We start from the raw sequence: 20568 nt of genomic DNA on the forward strand, positions 1-20568 counted from the left end.
TTGAGGACGTTTTATGGAATGGCTCCCCCACATCACCGTCGCCACCATCGTCGAGGACAACGGTCGTTTCCTGATGGTCGAGGAACACAAGGCCGGCCGTAACGTGCTCAATCAGCCCGCCGGCCATCTGGACCCGGACGAAACCCTGATCGAAGCCGCCGTGCGCGAAACCCTCGAAGAAACCGGCTGGGACGTCGAACCCACCAGCGTGATCGGCATTTATCTGTACACCGCACCGAGCAACGGCGTGACTTACCAACGCGTGTGCTTCAGCGCCAAAGCCATCAAACACCGCCCGGATTATCAACTGGACGACGGCATCGTCGGCGCCAAGTGGCTGACCCGCGACGAATTATTGGCCCAGCGAGACAACTGGCGCAGCGAACTGATCATCCGCTGCATCGATGATTATCTGGCCGGCAATCGGTTCGGCCTCGAACTGATCCGCCCTTCCCTTTAGCCTTGAGGCCGTGAGCCTGATAGAATCGCGTCCTTTTTCAAGACACTCATTGAATCCCTATGCGTGATCCAGCCCCTTCTGACACATCCAAGAAGCGCGTCATTGTCGGCATGTCCGGCGGCGTGGACTCTTCCGTTTCCGCTCTCCTGCTGATCGAGCAGGGTTATGAGGTGGAAGGCCTGTTCATGAAGAACTGGGAAGAAGACGACGGAACGGAATACTGCACCGCCATGGACGACCTGGCGGATGCCCAGGCCGTGTGCGACAAGATCGGTATCAAGCTGCACACCGCCAACTTCGCCGCCGAGTACTGGGACAACGTGTTCGAGCATTTCCTGGCCGAATACAAGGCCGGACGCACGCCGAACCCGGACATCCTGTGCAACCGCGAGATCAAGTTCAAGGCGTTCCTCGACTACGCCATGATGCTCGGCGCCGACCTGATCGCCACCGGCCACTACGTGCGCCGCCGCGACATCGATGGCCGTACCGAACTGCTCAAGGGCCTGGATCCGAACAAGGACCAGAGCTACTTCCTGCACGCTGTTGGCGGCGAACAGATCGCCAAGACCCTGTTCCCGGTCGGCGAGCTGGAAAAGCCGGAAGTCCGTGCGATTGCCGAGAAATACGAGCTGGCAACTGCCAAGAAGAAGGATTCCACCGGAATCTGCTTCATCGGCGAGCGCCGCTTCAGCGATTTCCTCAAGCAATACCTGCCGGCGCAACCGGGCGAGATCAAGACCACCGAAGGCGAAGTCATCGGCCGTCACCATGGTTTGATGTACCACACCATCGGCCAGCGTCAGGGCCTGGGCATCGGCGGCCTGAAAGACGCCGGCGACGAGCCGTGGTACGTGCTGCGCAAGGATCTGGACACCAACGAGCTGATCGTCGGCCAGGGCAACAACCATCCGTGGCTGTTCTCCGGCGCCCTGCTCGCTTCGGAAATCTACTGGGTCAACCCGATCGATCTGAGCCAGCCGCTGCGCCTGACCGCCAAGGTCCGTTATCGCCAGAGCGATCAGGCCTGCACCCTGGAAAAAACCGCAACCGGCTATCGCGCCGTGTTCGACGAGCCGCAGCGCGCGGTCACGCCGGGCCAGTCGGTGGTGTTCTATGACGGAGAAATCTGCCTCGGTGGCGGCGTGATCGAAGTCGCCGAGCCGTGGAGCGGCCAGGCATGAGTCCGACTCAGGAGCAACTGACGGCTCTGGGCGGCGTGTTTCTCGCCGCCGTTCTGGTGGACCGGATCGCCAAGACCGGCCAGACCAACGAGGCCGGCCTGAGCTGCATGCTCGGCAGCCTGCTGGTTCGCGACCCGAAAGACACGCTGGACGTGTACGGCGGCGACGACATCAATCTGCGCGAGGGTTATCGCGCCTTGATCGGCGCCCTCGAGCGCGACCCGAGCACCTTGCAGCGCGAGCCGTTGCGCTACGCCTTGTCGATGCTCGGCCTTGAGCGGCAACTGGCCAAGCGCAACGACATGCTCGACGTGATCGGCAAGCGTCTGCCGCAGATCCAGTCGCAGGTCGAACATTTCGGCCCGGCCCACGAAAACGTGATCGCAGCCTGCGGTGCGCTGTATCAGGACACCCTGAGCACGCTGCGCCAACGCATTCAGGTGCACGGCGACATGCGCAACCTGCAGCAGCCGAGCAATGCCTCGAAAATTCGCGCCCTGCTGCTCGCCGGCATCCGCTCGGCACGCCTTTGGCGTCAGCTCGGCGGCCATCGCTGGCAGTTGGTGATCAGCCGTCGCAAGCTGCTCAAAGAGCTGTATCCGTTGATGCGCAGCGAGTAAATCACCGCGCAATAAAAGCTTTGTAGTCTGTAACGCGTAATACGCCGGTCAGTTGGCGACGGACCGGCGGATTTTTTCATGTATGATACGCGCCCCATTTCGTTGCCCGACTGTCCGAGAACACCCCATGCAGCTCTCTTCGCTCACTGCGGTTTCCCCTGTTGACGGCCGCTACGCCGGCAAAACCCAGGCCCTGCGCCCGATTTTCAGCGAGTACGGCCTGATCCGCGCCCGCGTTCTGGTTGAAGTGCGCTGGCTCCAGCGCCTGGCCGCTCACGCCGGCATCCCGGAAGTGCCAGCCTTCTCCGCCGAAGCCAACGCCGTTCTGAACGAACTGGCCGAGAACTTCTCGCTGGAGCACGCCGAGCGCGTGAAAGAGATCGAGCGCACCACCAACCACGACGTGAAAGCGATCGAGTACCTGCTCAAGGAGCAGGCGGCCAAGCTGCCGGAACTGGCCAAGGTCAGCGAATTCATCCACTTCGCTTGCACCAGCGAAGACATCAACAACCTGTCCCACGCCCTGATGCTGCGCGAAGGCCGTGACGACGTGATGCTGCCGCTGATGCGCCAGACCGCCAACGCCATCCGCGAACTGGCCCTGCGCTTTGCCGACGTGCCAATGCTGTCGCGTACCCACGGTCAGCCGGCTTCGCCGACCACGCTGGGTAAAGAGCTGGCGAACGTGGTTTACCGTCTCGAGCGTCAGATCGCTCAAGTCGCTGCCGTTCCGCTGCTGGGCAAGATCAACGGCGCTGTCGGCAACTACAACGCTCACCTGTCGGCCTACCCGCAGATCGACTGGGAAGCCAACGCCCGCGCCTTCATCGAAGACGAGCTGGGCCTGGCCTTCAACCCGTACACCACGCAGATCGAGCCGCACGACTACATCGCCGAGCTGTTCGACGCCATTGCGCGCTTCAACACCATCCTGATCGACTTCGACCGTGACATCTGGGGCTACATCTCCCTGGGTTACTTCAAGCAGCGCACCATCGCCGGCGAAATCGGTTCGTCGACCATGCCGCACAAGGTCAACCCGATCGACTTCGAAAACTCCGAAGGCAACCTGGGCATCGCCAACGCGCTGTTCCAGCACCTGGCGAGCAAACTGCCGATCTCCCGCTGGCAGCGCGACCTGACCGACTCCACCGTGCTGCGTAACCTCGGTGTCGGCTTCGCTCACAGCGTGATCGCGTACGAAGCCAGCCTCAAAGGCATCAGCAAACTCGAACTGAACGCTGACAAGATTGCTGCCGATCTGGACGCTTGCTGGGAAGTCCTGGCCGAGCCGATCCAGACCGTGATGCGTCGCTACAACATCGAAAACCCGTACGAGAAGCTGAAAGAACTGACTCGCGGCAAGGGCATCAGCCCTGAAGCGCTGCAGACTTTCATCGATGGCCTGGACATGCCGGCCGCTGCGAAAGCCGAGCTCAAGCAACTGACTCCGGCCAACTACATCGGCAACGCTGTAGCGCAAGCCAAACGCATCTGATCGACTGCTTGACCCGTTTGAGACGCCCGGCCGCGCCGGGCGTTTTTATTCCCGTCTGAAAAATGCTTTTTTTCAATAGGTTACATATGAATCCCGATATTCCTCTTCAACTTCTGGGTGGTCTCACGGCGCGCGAATTCATGCGCGATTACTGGCAGAAAAAACCACTGCTGATCCGTCAGGCGATTCCTGATTTCGAAAGCCCGATCGACGCCGACGAACTCGCCGGCCTGGCCTTGGAAGAAGAAGTCGAATCGCGCCTGGTGATCGAGCACGGCGAGCGCCCATGGGAACTGCGCCGCGGCCCGTTCGCCGAAGACGAATTCAGCAAACTGCCGGAGCGCGAGTGGACCCTGCTGGTGCAGGCTGTCGATCAGTTCGTGCCGGAAGTCAGCGAGCTGCTGGAAAACTTCCGCTTTCTGCCGAGCTGGCGCGTCGACGACGTGATGATAAGCTTCGCCGCCCCGGGTGGCAGCGTCGGCCCGCACTTCGACAACTACGACGTGTTCCTGCTGCAAGGCCACGGCAAGCGCAACTGGAAAATCGGCCAGATGTGCGATTCCGAGAGCCCGCTGCTGCAGCATGCGGACCTGCGCATCCTCGCAGAATTCCACGAGACCGAAGAGTGGGTCCTGGAACCGGGCGACATGCTCTACCTGCCGCCGCGCCTGGCCCACTGCGGCGTGGCTGTCGATGACTGCATGACCTACTCGGTCGGCTTCCGCGCACCAAGCGCCGCTGAAGTGCTGACCCACTTCACCGACTTCCTCAGCCAGTTCCTGACTGACGAAGAGCGCTACACCGACGCCGATGCGAAGCCGGTCAGCGATGATCCGCACCAGATTCAGCACGATGCTCTGGGCCGTCTTAAGGCACTGCTCGCCGAGCACATGAGCGACGAACGTCTGCTGCTGACCTGGTTCGGCCAGTACATGACCGAGCCGCGTTATCCGGAGCTGGTGGTCGGCCCGGAAGAAGTCGAAGAAGAAGACTTCCTCAGCGCCCTCGAAGACGGCGCCATCCTGATCCGCAACCCGAGCGCACGCCTGGCGTGGTCGGAAGTCGATGACGATCTGCTGCTGTTCGCCAGCGGCCAGAGCCGCTACCTGCCGGGCAAGCTGCGCGAGCTGCTGAAGCTGATCTGTTCGGCTGACGCCCTGCACACCGACAACCTCGGCGACTGGCTGAGCGACGAAGATGGCCGTGGCCTGCTGTGCGAACTGGTCAAACAGGGCAGCCTGGGGTTCGCCGACGATGAATAAGATTCGCGTACGTGTTGCAGACTGGCAAAAGGACAACGCCGAGATCCGCCGCATTCGCGAAACGGTGTTCATTGCCGAACAATCGGTTCCACCCGAGCTTGAGTGGGACGCCGATGACGCTACGGCGGTGCATTTCCTGGCCTTCGAGGGCGACTTTCCGATCGGCACCGCCCGCCTGCTGCCCGACGGGCACATCGGCCGGGTTTCGGTGTTGAAGGACTGGCGTGGGCTGAAGGTTGGCGATGCACTGATGAAGGCGGTCATCGCAGAAGCTGAAACTCGCGGGCTGAAGCAGCAGATGCTCAGCGCGCAGGTGCAGGCCACGGCGTTCTATGAGCGTCTGGGGTTCAATCTGGTCAGCGAAGAGTTCCTGGAAGCCGGGATTCCGCATGTCGATATGGTTCGCCATTCTGCATAACGCTTGATGAGCACCACAAAACGCCCCGCCATCGACCGATGCCGGGGTGTTTTGCTGTCTAGGATTCAACTTGCCCCACCCCGGGCCGACAAACTGGCAATATCAAGCCTTTCGAAAGCGGAGATAACGGACATGTCCCTACGCACCCTGCTCACCACCCTGCTGCTCGGTTGCAGTTTTTCGGTGATGGCAGCCACAGAAATCGTGCCCCTCAAGTACCACACCAGCGCCGACATGCTGCCGGTGGCCCAGGATTTCATCGGCAAGGACGGCCAGGTCAGCGCCTATGGCAATCAACTGATCGTCAAGGCTGAACCGGACAAGATCCAGGAATTGAAAGCCCTGCTCACCCAGCTCGATACCGCCCCCAAACGCCTGCTGATCACCGTCGACACCAACGAAAACAACCAGCAGAACACCGGCGACCAGCAAACCAGAATCATCAACTACAGCACCGCCAGCCGTGACGGCGGCATTCAGCAGGTTCAGGCCAGCGAAGGCGCACCCGCCCTGATCCAGGTCGGCCAGAGCGTGCCGATTACCAGCAGCCAGACCAACTCCTACGGCGATTACAGCAGTCAGACTCAATATCGCAACGTCACCCAGGGCTTCTACGTCACTGCCAGCGTCACCGGTGACACCGTTCACCTGGCAATCAGTACCAACCGTGACCGCATGAGCCAGGAACGTCCCGATGTAGTGAACGTGCAAAGCACCGACACAACTGTCACAGGGCGCCTGGGCGAATGGATCACCCTGGCCGGCGTGAACCGCGAGACTCAGGCCGACAAACAGGGCCTGGCCCGCAGCTACTCGACTCAAGGCCGGGATGACATGACGTTGCGGGTGAAAGTCGACACGCTGGACTAAAGCACCAAAAACTGACTGATTAGTCGTATTAGACGAAAGATGTAGTGCTTAAAAAAAAGCACTACAAAACGTTTGACGAGCCAAAAAAGCGAAGGCATGATGGCCTCGCTCCCGCTAATCAGAGGCCCTGGCAAGGGCCTTCGAAGCGATGCTCGCAACCATCCCCGCGAGCCGTTTCGTGTCTGTACCGCCCACAAGGTGTGTTTGACGAGGTTGCCGACTGGAACGAAGTTGTCCCGAGGGACGGAAGCGTAATTAGGTAACCCGGCTTTACACTGTAGTTCGCACAAAGGCCCACGACGCCCGAATGCGCCCGCCAGTTCGCCTTTACCTGCTCACTTCCCCTCGAGCCCATCGTTCATCCCGTCGCCTGCCCCGCCGAACCCGACCTGACCACCTAAGCTTCTGGTCAGCGAGCGCAAGGAATTTTCCACCGCAGAACAACTTTTCATAAAGACGCGACGAGGTTTATCTCCATGGCACTGACACGCGAACAGCAAATTGCAGCCCTTGAAAAAGACTGGGCTGAAAACCCGCGCTGGAAAGGCGTGACTCGCAATTACTCCGCTGCTGACGTCGTCCGTCTGCGTGGCTCGGTTCAACCAGAGCACACTTTTGCGAAAATGGGCGCCGAGAAGCTGTGGAACCTGGTCACCCAGGGTGCCAAGCCGTCCTTCCGCCCAGAGAAAGACTTCGTCAACTGCATGGGCGCCCTGACCGGCGGCCAGGCTGTGCAGCAGGTCAAAGCCGGTATCCAGGCGATCTACCTGTCGGGCTGGCAAGTCGCTGCGGACAACAACTCCGCCGAATCGATGTACCCGGACCAGTCGCTGTACCCGGTGGACTCGGTTCCAACCGTGGTCAAGCGCATCAACAACTCGTTCCGTCGTGCCGACCAGATCCAGTGGAAAGCCGGCAAGAACCCGGGCGACGAAGGCTACATCGACTACTTCGCACCAATCGTGGCTGACGCCGAAGCCGGTTTCGGCGGCGTACTGAACGCCTACGAGCTGATGAAGAGCATGATCGAAGCAGGCGCCGCCGGCGTTCACTTCGAAGACCAGCTGGCTTCCGTGAAGAAGTGCGGCCACATGGGCGGCAAGGTACTGGTTCCAACCCAGGAAGCCGTACAGAAGCTGACCGCTGCTCGTCTGGCTGCCGACGTTGCCGGTGTACCGACCATCATCCTGGCCCGTACTGACGCCAACGCTGCCGACCTGTTGACTTCCGACTGCGACCCGTACGACCAGCCGTTCGTAACCGGCACCCGCACTCAGGAAGGTTTCTACAAGGTGCGTGCCGGTCTGGACCAGGCAATCGCCCGTGGCCTGGCCTACGCGCCATACGCTGACCTGATCTGGTGCGAAACCGCCAAACCAGACCTGGAAGAAGCCCGTCGTTTCGCCGAAGCGATCAAGAAGGAATACCCGGACCAGATCCTGTCGTACAACTGCTCGCCTTCCTTCAACTGGAAGAAAAACCTGGACGACGCGACCATCGCCAAGTTCCAGCGCGAACTGTCCGCCATGGGTTACAAGCACCAGTTCATCACCCTGGCCGGCATTCACAACATGTGGCACAGCATGTTCAACCTGGCGCACGACTACGCCCGCAACGACATGACTGCCTACGTGAAGCTGCAGGAGCAGGAATTCGCTGACGCCGCCAAGGGTTACACCTTCGTGGCTCACCAGCAGGAAGTGGGCACCGGCTACTTCGACGACATGACCACCGTGATCCAGGGCGGCACGTCCTCGGTGACCGCGCTGACCGGTTCGACCGAAGAAGAACAGTTCCACTGATCGACTTCACCGAGTAAACGGCCTTTGCGGACCGTATAGAAAGCTAACCGCATAGCCGAAAGACTGACGCCCCGACTGGTTCGGGGCGTTTTTTTTGCCTGCCGCCTTCTGCACACCCCGGGACTGGCACAGCCTTTCAGGCGAAACATTGATCCAGAGCGCTATCCGCGTCACAAAAATCGGTTAAAACGGGCGCCGCCGCTACTTGCAGTAACGCGGATATAAGACAACTTCCCAACTGCCCAATCGCAGAACAGTTACAAAACCACTCCAAACGATATTAATTATCATTTAGCAGCAACTATGTTCGTTACATTTCCTACAAAACATAATTCGTGAAATCCCGCCTAATGCCCGCATTGCATGGGCTACAGGGCCATAGAGGTGCGCTATGTCCTTATTCCAATAAATAATTTCGCTATAGGAATTTTACTTGCAGGGTGTTTAGCCATAAAATCAGCGCGATTGATTGCTGCGACATATCGTCACTGCCTTATTTCTTTATCAAGCTCAGAGACCTTTGCTCTCTGTTAAGGATTTCCAGCATGCCCGAAGCGACAGGACTCATGGCCCACAACTGGGGCTTTGCCATTTTCCTTCTGGGTGTAGTCGGCCTGTGTGCCTTCATGCTCGGCGTCTCCAGCCTCCTCGGGTCAAAAGCCTGGGGCCGCAGCAAAAACGAACCGTTCGAGTCCGGCATGCTACCTACCGGTGGCGCCCGCTTGCGGCTCTCAGCCAAATTCTATCTGGTCGCGATGCTGTTCGTGATCTTCGATATCGAAGCCCTCTTTCTCTTTGCATGGTCTGTGTCCGTCCGCGAAAGCGGCTGGACCGGATTCGTCGAAGCTCTCGTTTTCATAGCAATTCTGTTGGCAGGTCTTGTCTACCTGTTCCGAGTGGGCGCCCTTGACTGGGCTCCGGAAGCTCGTCGCAAGCGGCAGGCGAAGCTGAAACAATGAGGCTTTGGCAATGCAATACAATCTCACCAGAATCGACCCCGATGCTCCTAACGAGCAGTATCCGATCGGCCAGCGGGAAACCGTTTCCGATCCGTTAGAAGATCAAGTCCACAAAAACATTTTCATGGGCAAGCTGGAAGACGTGCTGAGTGGCGCGGTCAACTGGGGACGTAAGAACTCCCTGTGGCCGTACAACTTCGGTCTTTCGTGCTGCTATGTGGAAATGACCACCGCCTTCACGGCGCCCCACGACATCGCGCGCTTCGGCGCCGAAGTTATCCGGGCATCACCGCGTCAGGCCGACTTCATGGTTATCGCCGGGACCTGCTTCATCAAGATGGCGCCGATCATTCAGCGTCTCTACGAGCAGATGCTCGAGCCGAAATGGGTTATCTCCATGGGTTCGTGCGCCAACTCCGGTGGCATGTACGACATCTACTCCGTGGTTCAAGGGGTGGACAAGTTCCTGCCCGTGGACGTCTACGTACCTGGCTGCCCGCCCCGTCCAGAAGCATTTCTGCAAGGCTTGATGCTGTTGCAGGAATCCATTGGCCAGGAGCGTCGCCCACTTTCCTGGGTCGTTGGCGATCAAGGCGTTTATCGCGCCGACATGCCTTCGCAGAAGGAACAGCGCCGCGAACAGCGAATCGCAGTCACCAATCTGCGTAGCCCTGACGAAGTCTGATCCAGATCTGTTTCAAAGAAACGAGAAGCTGGCTTCATTCTTTACGTTGACCGAAAGCGAAAAAATAACCATGACTACAGGCAGTGCTCTGTACATCCCGCCTTACAAGGCAGACGACCAGGATGTGGTCGTCGAACTGAACAACCGTTTTGGCGCCGAAGCGTTCACCGCTCAGCCGACCCGCACCGGCATGCCGGTGCTGTGGGTGGCCCGTGCCAAACTCGTTGAAGTCCTGACTTTCCTGCGCAACCTGCCCAAGCCGTACGTCATGCTCTATGACCTGCACGGCGTGGACGAGCGTCTGCGCACCAAGCGTCAAGGGCTGCCATCGGGCGCCGACTTCACCGTGTTCTATCACCTCATGTCGCTGGAACGTAATAGTGACGTGATGATCAAGGTCGCCTTGTCCGAGAGCGACCTCAGCTTGCCGACCGTCACCAGCATCTGGCCGAACGCCAACTGGTACGAGCGCGAAGTCTGGGACATGTACGGCATCGACTTCAAAGGTCACCCGCACCTGTCGCGCATCATGATGCCGCCGACCTGGGAAGGTCACCCGCTGCGCAAGGACTTCCCGGCGCGCGCCACCGAATTCGATCCGTTCAGCCTGAACCTGGCCAAACAACAGCTCGAGGAGGAAGCCGCGCGCTTCCGTCCTGAAGACTGGGGCATGAAGCGCTCCGGGGCGAACGAGGACTACATGTTCCTCAACCTCGGCCCGAACCACCCTTCGGCTCACGGTGCGTTCCGCATCATCCTGCAACTGGACGGCGAAGAGATCGTCGACTGCGTTCCGGACATCGGTTACCACCACCGTGGCGCCGAGAAGATGGCCGAGCGTCAGTCCTGGCACAGCTTCATTCCGTACACCGACCGTATCGACTACCTCGGCGGCGTGATGAATAACCTGCCGTACGTGCTCTCGGTCGAGAAGCTGGCCGGCATCAAGGTACCCGAGAAGGTCGACGTCATCCGCATCATGATGGCCGAGTTCTTCCGGATCACCAGCCACCTGCTGTTCCTGGGTACCTACATCCAGGACGTCGGCGCCATGACCCCGGTGTTCTTCACCTTCACCGACCGCCAGAAGGCGTACACGGTGATCGAAGCCATCACCGGTTTCCGTCTGCACCCGGCCTGGTACCGCATCGGTGGTGTCGCACACGACCTGCCGCGCGGCTGGGAAAAACTGGTGAAAGACTTCGTTGAATGGCTGCCAAAGCGCCTCGACGAATACACCAAGGCCGCCCTGCAGAACAGCATCCTCAAGGGTCGTACCATCGGCGTTGCCCAGTACAACACCAAAGAGGCCCTGGAATGGGGCGTCACCGGTGCCGGCCTGCGTTCCACCGGTTGCGACTTCGACCTGCGTAAAGCGCGCCCATACTCCGGCTACGAGAACTTCGAGTTCGAAGTACCGCTGGCCGCCAACGGCGACGCCTACGACCGCTGCATGGTTCGCGTCGAAGAGATGCGCCAGAGCGTCAGGATCATCGACCAGTGCCTGCGCAACATGCCGGAAGGCCCGTACAAGGCGGATCACCCGCTGACCACGCCGCCGCCGAAAGAGCGCACGCTGCAGCACATCGAAACCTTGATCACGCACTTCCTGCAAGTTTCGTGGGGCCCGGTCATGCCGGCCAACGAATCCTTCCAGATGATCGAAGCGACCAAGGGCATCAACAGTTATTACCTGACGAGCGACGGCGGCACCATGAGCTACCGTACCCGGATCCGTACTCCGAGCTTCGCCCACCTGCAGCAGATCCCTTCGGTGATCAAAGGCAGCATGGTCGCGGACCTGATTGCGTACCTGGGTAGTATCGACTTCGTTATGGCCGACGTGGACCGCTAAGCATGAACAGCACGCTTATCCAGACAGACCGTTTCACCCTGAGTGAAACCGAGCGCTCGGCCATCGAGCACGAGCTGCATCACTACGAAGACCCGCGCGCGGCGTCGATCGAAGCCCTGAAGATCGTCCAGAAAGAACGCGGCTGGGTGCCGGACGGCGCCCTTTACGCCATCGGCGAGATCCTCGGCATCCCGGCCAGCGACGTTGAAGGCGTGGCCACGTTCTACAGCCAGATCTTCCGTCAGCCGGTCGGCCGCCACATCATTCGCGTCTGCGACAGCATGGTCTGCTACATCGGCGGCCACGAGTCGGTGGTCAGCGAAATCCAGAACAACCTGGGTATCGGCCTGGGTCAGACCACCGCCGACGGTCGTTTCACCCTGCTGCCGGTGTGCTGCCTCGGCAACTGCGACAAGGCACCGGCGCTGATGATCGATGACGACACCTTTGGCGATGTCCAGCCTGCCGGCGTCGCCAAACTGCTCGAGGGCTACGTATGACCCTGACTTCTTTCGGTCCGGCCAACCGCATCCAGCGCTCGGCCGAGACTCACCCGCTGACCTGGCGCCTGCGTGACGACGGCGAAGCCGTGTGGCTCGACGAGTACCAGGCCAAGAACGGTTACGCCGCTGCGCGCAAAGCCTTCGCCGACATGGATCAGGACGCCATCGTCCAGACCGTGAAAGACGCCGGCCTCAAGGGTCGCGGCGGTGCTGGCTTCCCCACTGGCGTGAAGTGGGGCCTGATGCCCAAGGACGAATCCATCAACATCCGCTACCTGCTGTGCAACGCGGATGAAATGGAGCCGAACACCTGGAAAGACCGCATGCTGATGGAGCAACTGCCCCATCTGCTGATCGAAGGCATGCTGATCAGCGCCCGCGCGCTGAAAACCTACCGTGGCTACATCTTCCTGCGTGGCGAGTACACCACCGCCGCCAAGCACCTGAACCGTGCCGTGGAAGAAGCCAAGGCAGCGGGCCTGCTGGGCAAGAACATCCTGGGCAGCGGCTTCGATTTCGAGCTGTTCGTCCACACCGGCGCCGGGCGTTACATCTGCGGTGAAGAAACCGCACTGATCAACTCCCTCGAAGGCCGCCGCGCCAACCCGCGCTCCAAGCCGCCCTTCCCTGCCGCCGTTGGCGTGTGGGGCAAGCCGACCTGCGTGAACAACGTTGAAACCCTGTGCAACGTGCCGGCGATCATCGCCGACGGCGTGGACTGGTACAAATCGCTGGCCCGCGACGGCAGCGAAGACATGGGCACCAAGCTCATGGGCTTCTCCGGCAAGGTCAAGAACCCGGGCCTGTGGGAACTGCCATTCGGCGTGACCGGTCGCGAGCTGTTCGAAGACTACGCCGGCGGCATGCGCGACGGTTACAAGCTCAAGGCCTGGCAGCCAGGCGGCGCCGGTACCGGTTTCCTGTTGCCGGAACACCTCGACGCACAAATGTACGCCGGCGGCATCGCCAAGGTGGGCACCCGTATGGGTACCGGCCTGGCCATGGCGGTGGACGACAGCGTCAACATGGTGTCCCTGCTGCGCAACATGGAGCAGTTCTTCGCTCGCGAATCCTGCGGTTTCTGCACCCCTTGCCGTGATGGCCTGCCATGGAGCGTCAAGCTGCTGATGGCCATCGAACAAGGCCGCGGCCAGCCAGGCGACATCGAGACCCTGCTGGGTCTGGTCAACTTCCTCGGCCCGGGCAAGACCTTCTGTGCTCACGCACCGGGTGCCGTGGAGCCGTTGGGCAGTGCCATCAAATACTTCCGTCCAGAGTTCGAAGCCGGTATCGCGCCTGCAAGCGCCGCCGTCCCGCCTCTGGCGAAGCCGATTGTAGTCGGCGCGTAAACGCTTAAAAAAAGGCGAAGGGTCCGTGCCCTTCGCCTTTCGTCCGATGACGCCTTTCGGGGCTGACTGGATTCGGACGGATAACAAGATTCCATTAGCCACGCCCGCTGACACCGGGCCAACGAAGACCTTTGAACCATGGCCACTATCCACGTAGACGGCAAAGCGCTCGAAGTCGACGGGGCAGACAACCTGTTACAGGCATGTCTGTCGCTGGGCCTCGACATCCCATATTTCTGCTGGCACCCCGCGCTTGGTAGCGTCGGGGCCTGCCGCCAGTGCGCGGTCAAGCAGTACACCGACGAGAACGACACCCGTGGTCGCATCGTCATGTCCTGCATGACCCCGGCCACCGACAACACCTGGATCTCCATCGACGATGAAGAATCCAAGGCGTTCCGCGCCAGTGTCGTCGAATGGCTGATGACCAACCACCCGCACGACTGTCCTGTGTGCGAGGAAGGCGGTCACTGCCACCTGCAAGACATGACTGTGATGACCGGCCACAACGAGCGCCGTTATCGCTTCACCAAGCGCACCCACCAGAACCAGCAACTGGGCCCGTTCATTTCCCACGAAATGAACCGCTGCATCGCCTGCTACCGCTGCGTGCGTTTCTACAAGGACTACGCCGGCGGCACCGACCTGGGTGTATTCGGCGCCCACGACAACGTGTACTTCGGTCGCGTTGAAGACGGCACCCTCGAAAGCGAGTTCTCCGGCAACCTCACCGAGGTCTGCCCGACCGGTGTGTTCACCGACAAGACTCACTCCGAGCGCTATAACCGCAAATGGGACATGCAGTTCTCGCCGAGCATCTGCCATGGCTGCTCGAGCGGTTGCAACATTTCTCCGGGCGAGCGTTACGGCGAACTGCGTCGCATCGAAAACCGTTACAACGGTTCGGTGAACCAGTACTTCCTGTGCGACCGTGGCCGTTTCGGTTATGGCTACGTCAACCGCACCGACCGTCCACGTCAGCCACTGCTGGCCGACGGCACCAAACTAAGCCTGGACGACGCGCTGGACAAAGCCGCCGACCTGCTGCGCGGTCGCAACATCGTCGGTATCGGTTCGCCGCGTGCCAGCCTGGAAAGCAACTATGCGTTGCGTGAACTGGTAGGCGCCGAGCACTTCTACTCCGGTATCGAAGCCTCCGAACTGGAACGCATCCGTCTGGTCCTGCAAGTGCTGAAAGACAGCCCGCTGCCAGTGCCGAACATGCGCGACATCGAAGACCACGACGCCGTGTTCGTCCTCGGTGAAGACCTGACCCAGACCGCCGCCCGTATGGCCCTGGCCCTGCGTCAGTCGGTAAAAGGCAAGGCCGAAGACATGGCCGAAGCCATGCGCGTCCAGCCTTGGCTCGACGCCGCTGTGAAGAACATCGGTCAGCACGAACTGAACCCGCTGTTCATTGCCAGCCTGGCTGAAACCAAGCTCGACGACATCGCCGAAGAATGTGTACACGCCGCTCCTGACGATCTGGCCCGCATCGGTTTCGCCGTGGCTCACGCCCTGGACGCCAGCGCACCGGCCGTCGAAGGTCTGGACGCCGAAGCCCTGGAACTGGCCAAGCGCATCGCCGACGCCCTGCTCGCTGCCAAGCGTCCGCTGATCATCGCCGGTACTTCGCTGGGCTCCAAAGCCCTGATCGAAGCGGCTGCGAACATCGCCAAGGCCCTGAAGCTGCGCGAGAAGAACGGTTCGATCAGCCTGATCGTGCCGGAAGCCAACAGCCTCGGCCTGGCCATGCTCGGTGGCGAATCGGTTGATGCCGCGCTGCAAGCGGTCATCTCTGGCCGTGCCGACGCCATCGTCGTGCTGGAAAACGATCTGTACACCCGCACCTCGAAAGCCAAGGTCGATGCGGCACTGAACGCTGCGAAAACAGTGATCGTTGCCGACCACCAGAAGACCGCCACCAGCGATCGCGCGCACCTGGTTCTGCCAGCCGCCAGCTTCGCTGAAGGCGACGGTACGCTGGTCAGCCAGGAAGGTCGCGCCCAGCGCTTCTTCCAGGTTTTCGACCCGCAATACATGGACGCGAGCATTCTGGTCCACGAAGGCTGGCGCTGGCTGCACGCCCTGCGCGCCACCCTGCTGAACCAGCCGATCGACTGGACGCAACTCGACCACGTCACCTCCGCCGTTGCTTCGAGCACCGCGCAACTGGCCGGCATCGTCGACGCTGCACCGTCCGCCGCGTTCCGCATCAAAGGCATGAAACTGGCCCGTGAACCGCTGCGCTACTCCGGCCGCACTGCAATGCGCGCCAACATCAGCGTTCACGAACCGCGCACCCCGCAAGACAAGGACACCGCGTTCGCCTTCTCGATGGAAGGTTACTCGGGCTCCGCCGAACCGCGTCAGCAAGTGCCGTTCGCCTGGTCGCCGGGCTGGAACTCGCCCCAAGCCTGGAACAAGTTCCAGGACGAAGTCGGTGGTCACCTGCGCGCTGGCGATCCGGGCACCCGCCTGATCGAAAGCACCGGTGATTCGCTGAACTGGTTCGCTGCTGCGCCACGCGCGTTCAACCCGGCGCCGGGCACCTGGCAAGCCGTGCCGTTCTTCCACCTGTTCGGCAGCGAAGAGAACTCTTCGAAAGCCGCTCCGGTTCAGGAACGCATTCCGGCAGCCTACGTCGCTCTGGCCAAGTCCGAAGCCGACCGCCTGGGCGTCAACGACGGCGCACTGCTGAGCCTCAACGTTGCCGGCCAGACCCTGCGTCTGCCGCTGCGCATCAATGAAGAGCTGGGCGCAGGTCTGGTGGCATTGCCTGCGGGCATCGCCGGCATTCCACCGGCATTCGCCGGCGTATCCGTTGATGGTCTGCAGGAGGCAGCGCAATGACCTGGTTCACCCCTGAAGTGATCGATGTGATCCTGACGGTCATCAAAGCCATCGTGATCCTGCTGGCCGTTGTGGTCGCAGGCGCGTTGCTCAGCTTTGTCGAACGTCGCCTGCTGGGCTGGTGGCAGGACCGTTACGGTCCGAACCGCGTCGGCCCGTTCGGCATGTTCCAGATCGCTGCCGACATGCTGAAGATGTTCTTCAAGGAAGACTGGACCCCGCCGTTTGCCGACAAGGTGATCTTCACCCTGGCGCCGGTGGTGGCCATGTCCGCCCTGCTGATCGCGTTCGCGATCATCCCGATCACCCCGACCTGGGGTGTGGCGGACCTGAACATCGGCCTGCTGTTCTTCTTCGCCATGGCCGGTCTCTCGGTCTACGCAGTGCTGTTCGCCGGCTGGTCGAGTAACAACAAGTTCGCCCTGCTGGGCAGCTTGCGTGCCTCGGCGCAGACCGTGTCCTACGAAGTGTTCATGGGCCTGGCCCTGATGGGCATCGTGGTGCAGGTCGGCTCGTTCAACATGCGCGACATCGTCGAGTACCAGGCGCAGAACCTGTGGTTCATCATTCCGCAGTTCTTCGGCTTCTGTACCTTCTTCATCGCTGGTGTGGCCGTGACTCACCGTCACCCGTTCGACCAGCCAGAAGCGGAACAGGAACTGGCCGACGGTTACCACATTGAATACGCCGGTATGAAATGGGGCATGTTCTTCGTTGGTGAATACATCGGCATCATCCTGATCTCGGCGCTGCTGGTCACCCTGTTCTTCGGTGGCTGGCACGGTCCGTTCGGCATCCTGCCGCAACTGTCCTTCGTCTGGTTCGCACTGAAGACCGCGTTCTTCATCATGCTGTTCATCCTGCTGCGCGCTTCGATCCCGCGTCCGCGTTATGACCAGGTGATGGACTTCAGCTGGAAATTCTGCCTGCCACTGACCCTGATCAATTTGCTGGTGACCGCTGCAATCGTGTTGTGGAACACGCCTGCAGTTGCGGTTCAGTGAGGATTTGACCCATGTTCAAATATATTGGCGACATCATTAAGGGTACCGGTACCCAGTTACGCAGCCTGGTCATGATCTTCGGTCATGGCTTTCGCAAGCGCGACACCCTGCAATACCCGGAAGAGCCGGTCTACCTGCCGCCACGCTACCGTGGCCGTATCGTCCTGACCCGCGACCCCGATGGCGAAGAACGCTGCGTAGCCTGCAACCTGTGCGCCGTGGCGTGCCCGGTGGGTTGCATCTCGCTGCAGAAAGCTGAAACCGAAGACGGTCGCTGGTACCCGGACTTCTTCCGTATCAACTTCTCGCGCTGCATTTTCTGCGGTCTCTGCGAGGAAGCCTGCCCGACCACCGCGATCCAGCTGACCCCGGATTTCGAGATGGCCGAGTTCAAACGTCAGGACCTGGTGTACGAGAAAGAAGATCTGCTGATCTCCGGCCCCGGCAAAAACCCTGATTACAACTTCTATCGTGTTGCAGGTATGGCCGTTGCGGGCAAGCCGAAAGGCGCCGCACAAAACGAAGCCGAGCCGATCAACGTGAAGAGCTTGCTGCCTTAAGGAAGAACGATGGAATTCGCTTTCTATTTCGCATCGGGTATCGCTGTTGTGTCCACACTGCGTGTGGTCACCAACACCAATCCTGTGCACGCCCTGCTCTACCTGATCATTTCGCTGATCTCCGTGGCCATGACCTTCTTCGCCCTCGGCGCTCCGTTCGCCGGCGTGCTGGAAGTGATCGCCTACGCCGGCGCCATCATGGTGCTGTTCGTGTTCGTGGTGATGATGCTGAACCTGGGGCCTGCCTCGGTTCAGCAGGAACGCACCTGGCTCAAGCCCGGCATCTGGGCAGGACCGGTGATTCTCGCCGCCCTGCTGCTGGCCGAACTGCTGTATGTGCTGTTCGCTCACCAGAGCGGTCAGGCCATCGGTCAAACCACCGTGGACGCGAAAGCCGTGGGCATCAGCCTGTTCGGTCCGTACCTGCTGGTGGTCGAACTCGCCTCGATGCTGCTGCTCGCTGCAGCCGTCACGGCGTTCCATTTGGGCCGTAACGAGGCGAAGGAGTAAGACATGCCTGCTATCCCTCTCGAGCATGGACTGGCCGTTGCCGGCATCCTGTTCTGCCTTGGTCTGGTCGGCCTGATGGTCCGCCGCAACATTTTGTTCGTGTTGATGAGTCTGGAAGTGATGATGAACGCCTCTGCACTGGCGTTCATCGTTGCGGGCGCCCGCTGGGCGCAACCGGATGGACAGATCATGTTCATCCTGGTGATCAGCCTGGCAGCCGCCGAAGCCAGTATTGGCCTGGCGATCCTGCTGCAACTGTATCGCCGCTTCCACACGCTCGATATCGACGCTGCCAGTGAGATGCGCGGATGAACCTACTCTTTCTGACTTTCGTATTCCCTCTGATCGGGTTCCTGTTGCTGTCGTTCTCGCGCGGCCGCCTCTCGGAAAACCTGTCGGCGCTGATTGGTGTCGGCTCCATCGGCCTGTCTGCCATCGTCGCGGCCTACGTGATCTGGCAGTTCAACGTCGCTCCACCGGAAGGTGGCGTGTACGTCCACGTACTGTGGAAGTGGATCTCGGTGGAAGGCTTCCAGCCTAACTTCGCCCTGTATCTGGATGGTCTGTCCGTGACCATGCTGGGTGTGGTGGTCGGCGTGGGTTTCCTGATCCACCTGTTCGCCTCCTGGTACATGCGTGGTGAAGCCGGTTACTCGCGCTTCTTCGCCTACACCAACCTGTTCATCGCCAGCATGCTGTTCCTGGTGCTGGGCGATAACCTGCTGTTCATCTACTTCGGTTGGGAAGGCGTGGGCCTGTGCTCTTACCTGTTGATCGGTTTCTACTACAGCAACCGCAACAACGGTAACGCCGCACTGAAAGCCTTCATCGTCACCCGTATCGGCGACGTGTTCATGGCGATCGGCCTGTTCATCCTGTTCCAGCAACTGGGCACGCTGAACGTCCAGGAACTGCTGGTGAAGGCGCCTGAGCACTTCAAGGTCGGCGATTTCTGGATCGTGCTGGCAACTCTGATGCTGCTGGGTGGTGCGGTCGGTAAATCGGCTCAACTGCCGCTGCAGACCTGGCTTGCGGATGCGATGGCCGGCCCTACCCCGGTTTCGGCACTGATCCACGCTGCAACCATGGTGACCGCTGGTGTCTATCTGATCGCCCGTACCCACGGTCTGTTCGCCCTGGCGCCGGACATCCTGCACCTGGTCGGCATCGTTGGTGGTGTGACCCTGGTTCTGGCAGGTTTTGCCGCACTGGTGCAAACCGACATCAAACGTATCCTCGCCTACTCGACCATGAGCCAGATCGGCTACATGTTCCTGGCGCTGGGCGTTGGTGCCTGGGAAGGCGCGATCTTCCACCTGATGACCCACGCCTTCTTCAAGGCCCTGCTGTTCCTTGCTTCCGGTGCGGTGATCGTTGCCTGCCACCACGAGCAGAACATCTTCAAGATGGGCGGCCTGTGGAAGAAACTGCCACTGGCCTACGCCAGCTTCATCGTCGGTGGTGCCGCCCTGGCCGCCCTGCCGCTGGTGACCGCAGGTTTCTACTCCAAGGACGAAATCCTCTGGGAAGCGTTCGCCAGCGGCCACAACGGTCTGTTGTACGCCGGTCTGGTCGGTGCGTTCATGACCTCGCTGTACACCTTCCGCCTGATCTTCATCGCGTTCCACGGTGAAGCCAAGACCGAAGCTCACGCCGGTCACGGCATCGCTCACTGGCTGCCGCTGTCGGTGCTGATCGTGCTGTCGACTTTCGTCGGCGCCATGATCGTTCCACCGCTGCACGGCGTACTGCCGGAGAGCGTTGGCCATGCCGGTGGCGAAGCCAAGCACAGTCTGGAAATCGCCTCGGGTGCCATCGCCCTGGCCGGTATCCTGCTGGCGGCCCTGCTGTTCCTCGGCAAGCGTCGCTTCGTGACCGCGATCGCCAACAGCGGCATCGGCCGTCTCCTTTCGGCCTGGTGGTTCGCTGCCTGGGGCTTCGACTGGATCTACGACAAACTGTTCGTGAAGCCGTACCTTGCGATCAGCCACATGCTGCGCAAAGACCCGCTCGACCAGACCATCGGTCTGATCCCGCGCATGGCCAAGGGGGGTCACACCGCCCTGAGCCGTACCGAAACCGGTCAACTGCGTTGGTACGCTGCTTCGATGGCTGCTGGTGCCGTACTGGTAATCGGCGCTGTCGTGCTGGTAGCGGTCTGATATGAACCTTGCGA

The 20568-nt window shown here is 60.6% G+C and carries 19 protein-coding genes; all 19 read left to right on the forward strand.

The annotated features are described in order from the left end of the window. Positions 1-13 precede the first annotated feature (13 nt). The gene (locus tag IF189_RS17755) at positions 14-460 is read left to right on the forward strand and encodes an NUDIX hydrolase (RefSeq protein WP_134827359.1); all 447 of its coding nucleotides are present in this window, start codon (positions 14-16) and stop codon (positions 458-460) included. A gap of 59 nt (positions 461-519) precedes the next feature. Next, positions 520-1644 carry a tRNA 2-thiouridine(34) synthase MnmA gene (gene mnmA / locus IF189_RS17760; RefSeq protein ID WP_085712386.1) on the forward strand — a complete coding sequence of 375 codons (1125 nt, stop codon included), beginning with the start codon at positions 520-522 and terminating at the stop codon, positions 1642-1644. After that, positions 1641-2264, forward strand: coding sequence for a high frequency lysogenization protein HflD (hflD, locus tag IF189_RS17765; protein WP_064380694.1), 624 nt, complete (start codon positions 1641-1643; stop codon positions 2262-2264). The genes mnmA and hflD overlap by 4 nt, the downstream gene beginning before the upstream one ends. 127 nt (positions 2265-2391) lie before the next feature. Beyond that, positions 2392-3762: an adenylosuccinate lyase gene (gene purB, locus IF189_RS17770; protein WP_085712387.1), complete on the forward strand. Its 1371-nt coding sequence runs from the start codon at positions 2392-2394 to the stop codon at positions 3760-3762. An 86-nt stretch (positions 3763-3848) separates the two neighbouring features. Beyond that, entirely contained in the window at positions 3849-5024 is a 1176-nt protein-coding gene (locus IF189_RS17775) for a cupin domain-containing protein (RefSeq protein ID WP_114884016.1), read from the forward strand. Continuing rightward, positions 5017-5442, forward strand: a complete 426-nt coding sequence (locus IF189_RS17780) for a GNAT family N-acetyltransferase (protein WP_134827362.1) — start codon at positions 5017-5019, stop codon at positions 5440-5442. The genes IF189_RS17775 and IF189_RS17780 overlap by 8 nt, the downstream gene beginning before the upstream one ends. A 132-nt stretch (positions 5443-5574) precedes the next feature. After that, positions 5575-6312, forward strand: coding sequence for a secretin N-terminal domain-containing protein (locus IF189_RS17785; RefSeq protein ID WP_134827363.1), 738 nt, complete (start codon positions 5575-5577; stop codon positions 6310-6312). Between the two features lie 476 nt (positions 6313-6788). Beyond that, complete coding sequence (gene aceA, locus IF189_RS17790; RefSeq protein ID WP_039767419.1) at positions 6789-8114, forward strand: isocitrate lyase; 1326 nt, start codon at positions 6789-6791, stop codon at positions 8112-8114. A gap of 545 nt (positions 8115-8659) precedes the next feature. Further along, positions 8660-9073, forward strand: a complete 414-nt coding sequence (locus tag IF189_RS17795) for an NADH-quinone oxidoreductase subunit A (protein WP_003223812.1) — start codon at positions 8660-8662, stop codon at positions 9071-9073. 10 nt (positions 9074-9083) lie between these two features. Beyond that, positions 9084-9758: a NuoB/complex I 20 kDa subunit family protein gene (locus tag IF189_RS17800; RefSeq protein ID WP_007951456.1), complete on the forward strand. Its 675-nt coding sequence runs from the start codon at positions 9084-9086 to the stop codon at positions 9756-9758. A 70-nt stretch (positions 9759-9828) separates the two neighbouring features. Continuing rightward, positions 9829-11613 (forward strand): NADH-quinone oxidoreductase subunit C/D, encoded by a 1785-nt coding sequence (gene nuoC, locus IF189_RS17805; protein ID WP_134827364.1) that lies wholly within the window; start codon positions 9829-9831, stop codon positions 11611-11613. 2 nt (positions 11614-11615) lie between these two features. Continuing rightward, on the forward strand, positions 11616-12113 hold the full coding sequence (gene nuoE / locus IF189_RS17810; protein ID WP_003223804.1) for an NADH-quinone oxidoreductase subunit NuoE: 498 nt from the start codon (positions 11616-11618) through the stop codon (positions 12111-12113). Next, entirely contained in the window at positions 12110-13465 is a 1356-nt protein-coding gene (gene nuoF, locus IF189_RS17815) for an NADH-quinone oxidoreductase subunit NuoF (RefSeq protein WP_064380702.1), read from the forward strand. Before nuoE ends, nuoF begins: the two co-directional genes overlap by 4 nt. Positions 13466-13603: 138 nt before the next feature. After that, a complete protein-coding gene (gene nuoG, locus IF189_RS17820) occupies positions 13604-16318 on the forward strand; it encodes an NADH-quinone oxidoreductase subunit NuoG (protein ID WP_134827365.1) in 2715 nt (904 codons plus the stop codon). Next, positions 16315-17322, forward strand: coding sequence for an NADH-quinone oxidoreductase subunit NuoH (gene nuoH / locus IF189_RS17825; RefSeq protein ID WP_007951460.1), 1008 nt, complete (start codon positions 16315-16317; stop codon positions 17320-17322). The genes nuoG and nuoH overlap by 4 nt, the downstream gene beginning before the upstream one ends. Positions 17323-17333: 11 nt before the next feature. Then, entirely contained in the window at positions 17334-17882 is a 549-nt protein-coding gene (gene nuoI / locus IF189_RS17830) for an NADH-quinone oxidoreductase subunit NuoI (RefSeq protein WP_085712394.1), read from the forward strand. A gap of 9 nt (positions 17883-17891) precedes the next feature. Beyond that, the gene (nuoJ, locus tag IF189_RS17835; protein WP_085690004.1) at positions 17892-18392 is read left to right on the forward strand and encodes an NADH-quinone oxidoreductase subunit J; all 501 of its coding nucleotides are present in this window, start codon (positions 17892-17894) and stop codon (positions 18390-18392) included. Positions 18393-18395: 3 nt separating this feature from the next. Then, positions 18396-18704 (forward strand): NADH-quinone oxidoreductase subunit NuoK, encoded by a 309-nt coding sequence (gene nuoK, locus IF189_RS17840; protein ID WP_003180046.1) that lies wholly within the window; start codon positions 18396-18398, stop codon positions 18702-18704. Beyond that, on the forward strand, positions 18701-20554 hold the full coding sequence (gene nuoL / locus IF189_RS17845) for an NADH-quinone oxidoreductase subunit L (protein WP_085712395.1): 1854 nt from the start codon (positions 18701-18703) through the stop codon (positions 20552-20554). The genes nuoK and nuoL overlap by 4 nt, the downstream gene beginning before the upstream one ends. Positions 20555-20568: the final 14 nt, after the last annotated feature.

It is taken from the genome of Pseudomonas sp. IzPS59 (assembly GCF_014863505.1).
In the GTDB taxonomy this organism is placed as follows: domain Bacteria; phylum Pseudomonadota; class Gammaproteobacteria; order Pseudomonadales; family Pseudomonadaceae; genus Aquipseudomonas; species Aquipseudomonas kribbensis.

Excerpts from the sequence above, each read along its gene's own strand:
- IF189_RS17795 (WP_003223812.1), top strand. The coding sequence starts at position 8,660 with ATGCCCGAAGCGACAGGACTCATGGCCCACAACTGGGGCTTTGCCATT.
- aceA (WP_039767419.1), top strand. The coding sequence starts at position 6,789 with ATGGCACTGACACGCGAACAGCAAATTGCAGCCCTTGAAAAAGACTGG.
- nuoH (WP_007951460.1), top strand. The coding sequence starts at position 16,315 with ATGACCTGGTTCACCCCTGAAGTGATCGATGTGATCCTGACGGTCATC.
- nuoG (WP_134827365.1), top strand. The coding sequence starts at position 13,604 with ATGGCCACTATCCACGTAGACGGCAAAGCGCTCGAAGTCGACGGGGCA.
- IF189_RS17785 (WP_134827363.1), top strand. The coding sequence starts at position 5,575 with ATGTCCCTACGCACCCTGCTCACCACCCTGCTGCTCGGTTGCAGTTTT.
- nuoJ (WP_085690004.1), top strand. The coding sequence starts at position 17,892 with ATGGAATTCGCTTTCTATTTCGCATCGGGTATCGCTGTTGTGTCCACA.
- IF189_RS17780 (WP_134827362.1), top strand. The coding sequence starts at position 5,017 with ATGAATAAGATTCGCGTACGTGTTGCAGACTGGCAAAAGGACAACGCC.
- nuoE (WP_003223804.1), top strand. The coding sequence starts at position 11,616 with ATGAACAGCACGCTTATCCAGACAGACCGTTTCACCCTGAGTGAAACC.
- mnmA (WP_085712386.1), top strand. The coding sequence starts at position 520 with ATGCGTGATCCAGCCCCTTCTGACACATCCAAGAAGCGCGTCATTGTC.
- IF189_RS17800 (WP_007951456.1), top strand. The coding sequence starts at position 9,084 with ATGCAATACAATCTCACCAGAATCGACCCCGATGCTCCTAACGAGCAG.
- nuoK (WP_003180046.1), top strand. The coding sequence starts at position 18,396 with ATGCCTGCTATCCCTCTCGAGCATGGACTGGCCGTTGCCGGCATCCTG.
- hflD (WP_064380694.1), top strand. The coding sequence starts at position 1,641 with ATGAGTCCGACTCAGGAGCAACTGACGGCTCTGGGCGGCGTGTTTCTC.
- IF189_RS17755 (WP_134827359.1), top strand. The coding sequence starts at position 14 with ATGGAATGGCTCCCCCACATCACCGTCGCCACCATCGTCGAGGACAAC.
- nuoF (WP_064380702.1), top strand. The coding sequence starts at position 12,110 with ATGACCCTGACTTCTTTCGGTCCGGCCAACCGCATCCAGCGCTCGGCC.
- purB (WP_085712387.1), top strand. The coding sequence starts at position 2,392 with ATGCAGCTCTCTTCGCTCACTGCGGTTTCCCCTGTTGACGGCCGCTAC.
- nuoI (WP_085712394.1), top strand. The coding sequence starts at position 17,334 with ATGTTCAAATATATTGGCGACATCATTAAGGGTACCGGTACCCAGTTA.
- nuoL (WP_085712395.1), top strand. The coding sequence starts at position 18,701 with ATGAACCTACTCTTTCTGACTTTCGTATTCCCTCTGATCGGGTTCCTG.
- IF189_RS17775 (WP_114884016.1), top strand. The coding sequence starts at position 3,849 with ATGAATCCCGATATTCCTCTTCAACTTCTGGGTGGTCTCACGGCGCGC.
- nuoC (WP_134827364.1), top strand. The coding sequence starts at position 9,829 with ATGACTACAGGCAGTGCTCTGTACATCCCGCCTTACAAGGCAGACGAC.